At 60.4% G+C, this 3,016-nt stretch carries 4 protein-coding genes and 1 tRNA gene; 2 read left to right on the top strand and 3 right to left on the bottom strand.

Annotation, left to right across the window (positions count from 1 at the left end; all coding sequences use genetic code 11):
- From C9413_RS34590 to C9413_RS30370, 3 genes are all read right to left on the bottom strand, one after another.
- On the bottom strand, window positions 1-69 hold a 69-nt coding region (locus C9413_RS34590; RefSeq protein ID WP_348648816.1), incomplete at its 3' end, for a DUF2948 family protein.
- Between the two features lie 117 nt (window positions 70-186).
- Window positions 187-1,479, bottom strand: a complete 1,293-nt coding sequence (gene murA, locus C9413_RS30375) for a UDP-N-acetylglucosamine 1-carboxyvinyltransferase (RefSeq protein WP_039843892.1) — start codon at window positions 1,477-1,479, stop codon at window positions 187-189.
- A gap of 105 nt (window positions 1,480-1,584) precedes the next feature.
- Entirely contained in the window at window positions 1,585-1,779 is a 195-nt protein-coding gene (locus C9413_RS30370) for a hypothetical protein (RefSeq protein WP_039843891.1), read from the bottom strand.
- Window positions 1,780-1,930: 151 nt separating this feature from the next.
- Between C9413_RS30370 and C9413_RS30365 the strand changes: the two genes are divergently transcribed.
- Both C9413_RS30365 and C9413_RS30360 read left to right on the top strand, forming a co-directional pair.
- A tRNA-Thr gene (locus C9413_RS30365) sits at window positions 1,931-2,005 on the top strand.
- A 450-nt stretch (window positions 2,006-2,455) separates the two neighbouring features.
- Window positions 2,456-2,914 (top strand): YHS domain-containing (seleno)protein, encoded by a 459-nt coding sequence (locus C9413_RS30360; RefSeq protein ID WP_039846614.1) that lies wholly within the window; start codon window positions 2,456-2,458, stop codon window positions 2,912-2,914.
- The last annotated feature ends 102 nt before the right edge of the window (window positions 2,915-3,016 follow it).

Raw genomic sequence — 3,016 nt, 5'->3', positions numbered from 1 at the left:
GTCCTGCATATGGGCGGAGACCACGGCAAGGTCTTCACTATCGAGCGCAAGAAGCTTCAAATCGGTCATGCAGGCAAAACCCCTGGGTCCATCGCGCACCGCCGGGATGGCGATGCGTTCGACAAGGGAAATAGGATGCCGCGGCTAAATGCGCAACCGGAATAAAGGGCGTAGAACCGCCCTTCCCTATTCGCTGACGCGCTCGACGATCGCGCCGCAGCGGGTGAGCTTTTCTTCCAGCCGCTCGAAGCCGCGATCGAGGTGATAGACGCGCGACACCATAGTTTCACCTTCGGCGGCAAGACCGGCGATCACCAGCGAAACGGAAGCACGTAGGTCCGTTGCCATCACCGGAGCGCCCTTCAGCCGCGGCACGCCCTCGATCTTCGCCGTCTGGCCGGAAAGCGAAATCTTCGCGCCGAGGCGGGCAAGCTCCTGCACATGCATGAAGCGGTTTTCGAAGATGGTTTCCGTCACATGCGAAATACCGGAGGAGCGCGTCATCAGTGCCATGAACTGCGCCTGCAGGTCCGTCGGGAAGCCGGGGAACGGATCGGTCACGACATCGACCGGCCTGATGCCGGCACCATTGCGCCTGACGCGCACGCCGTTGTTGGTCGGCGAGATTTCCGCGCCGGCACGGCGCAGGGTCTCGAATGCAGTTTCGAGCAGAGCTGCATCGGTGTTTTCCAGAACGACGTCGCCACCGGTCATCGCGACGGCCATGGCATAAGTGCCGGTCTCGATGCGGTCCGGCAGGACGCGGTGGCGCGCGCCGGAAAGCGATTGCACGCCTTCGATGGTGATCGTCGAGGTGCCCTGGCCGGAAATTTTTGCGCCCATGGCGTTCAGGCAGTTGGCGAGGTCGACGACTTCCGGTTCGCGCGCGGCATTGCCGATGACCGTGGTACCGCGGGCAAGCGTTGCCGCCATCATCATGACATGGGTCGCACCGACGGAAACTTTCGGGAAAGCGTAGCGCGCGCCGATCAGGCCTCCGTTCGGTGCCGTGGCGTTGATATAGCCGCCGTCGATTTCGAGGTTTGCGCCGAGCGCTGCAAGTCCTTCGAGAAAGAGATCCACCGGACGCGTGCCGATGGCGCAGCCGCCCGGCAAAGAGACGCGGCAGTGGCCTTCGCGCGCGAGGAGCGGTCCGATGACCCAGAAGGAAGCGCGCATCTTCGAGACCAGCTCATAGGGCGCGGTCGTATCGACGATGGTGCGGCAGGTGAAGTGGATCGTGCGTGCATAGGAGTCTTCCTGGCGCTCGCGGCGGCCGTTGACGGCAACGTCGACACCATGATTGCCGAGGATGCGCATCAATAGTTCGACATCCGCCAGATGAGGGACGTTTTCGAGCGTCAAGGTATCGCTGGTCAAAAGCGAGGCGATCATTAGCGGCAAGGCAGCATTCTTGGCGCCGGAAATCGGAATGATGCCATTGAGCTCATTACCGCCGACAATTCTGATACGATCCATATGGGCTTACGGGCTGTGCCCGCCTTTCTGAAAGTTCTGCCTTTAAAAGGGATGGGGGTCTTTAGACGAAATCCGGGCACGCTTCAATTCGCCGTGAACCGAACATTACGATTCGTCCATTTTTGCGGCAGGAAGCCCATTTGTCTCGTCCGCCTGGCCGGAGCGGCGCGCCCGTGTCTGCTGTTTGCGGCGGGCGAGATTTTCGCGAAGCTTTTCGGCAGCGCGTTCGCGGCGCAATTTCGCCTGCTCTTCGATCACCGCCTTGCGGCCCTTTGCGGCATTTTCGATCTTGTCGTCCATGCTTGATGTTTAGCGGATTCCGCCTCGCGCAAAAAGGGCCTTGGCCTTAATACATGCGAAGTTGGAATTTGCGGCTTGCGCTTATCAAGAAGCTGTGGCAATAGGCCCCCCGTTCACGCAATGCAGCCGTTGGCTCATGCGTCCTGGTCCTGCTGCCGTAGCTCAGTGGTAGAGCACACCCTTGGTAAGGGTGAGGTCGGTGGTTCAATCCCACTCGGCAGCACCAGTTTTCCACAAAGAAAACAATAGCATGACAGGCGAACATAGTGCGATGGCCGTGCGCAGAACCACATGAAAGCGCGGAACGAAACGCGAATTGCACAGGAAATCCGTGCAGTCGGTTCTCGGGATGTTCACACAATGGCCGTCTGCGGAATCGCTTTCAGAGCATTTTGCGGAGTCCCATGATATCGCGGTGAAACAGTCCTTCATGTTCGGCACGACTGGCGACCATCGCAATGGCAGCGACGCACCGCCATAAGCAGACGAAGAATGGAGCCCGGCGCCCCTGCAATGGGCGCCGGCCCTCACTACACTCGAACTCCGAAAATCTCCGAAACGTGTTGCGGCCGAGCGCTACAAGAGCGATAATTAACGCCCGAACGGAATGACGCAGACGGCTTCGCTTGCCGCGGGGCTGATAGCGGCCCGGGACGAGCAAATCAGGAAATTCGCCATGCACAATGTCTCTCGGAGAAATGCCATTCGCCTCGTTCTGGCGGTCACAGCCGCCCTGTTTGCGACCTCGATGCCCTCTTTTGCCACGGAAGCGGTTCCGCTGGCGATCAAGGGTTATGACCCGGTCGCCTATTTCACCATCGGAAGCCCCACGCGCGGGCTGCCGGAGATCGAGTACGAATGGGATGAGCACCGCTACCTCTTCGTGAACGCCGACCATCGCGAGCTTTTCAAGGCCGATCCTGTTCGCTACGCGCCAGAGTTCGGAAATTTTTGTGCAATGGCGCTGGCCCTGGGCGAGCTCGACGAGGCCAACCCGGAGAACTGGCTGATCAGCGACGGAAAGCTTTATATTTTCGGCAAACCGGCCCCGATGGGACCCGCGCTTTTCCAGCAGGACCTTGCTGCGAACATCGCGAAGGCCAACCAGAACCGCGCGCTGCTTGAAGGACATTAGCGGTCCAGTATCTCGGACGGTGCCCGGGCGCGTGGGACCGGGTAGAGGCGGGGATTGGGGTGACGGTGGCTGCGGTCGTCGCGATCGGCACGGGTCGAGCCA

The organism is Rhizobium sp. SEMIA 4085 (genome assembly GCF_013004495.1).
In the GTDB taxonomy this organism is placed as follows: domain Bacteria; phylum Pseudomonadota; class Alphaproteobacteria; order Rhizobiales; family Rhizobiaceae; genus Rhizobium; species Rhizobium gallicum.
Note: the sequence above shows the minus strand (reverse complement) of the source record. Positions and strands in the feature narration are given on the sequence as shown.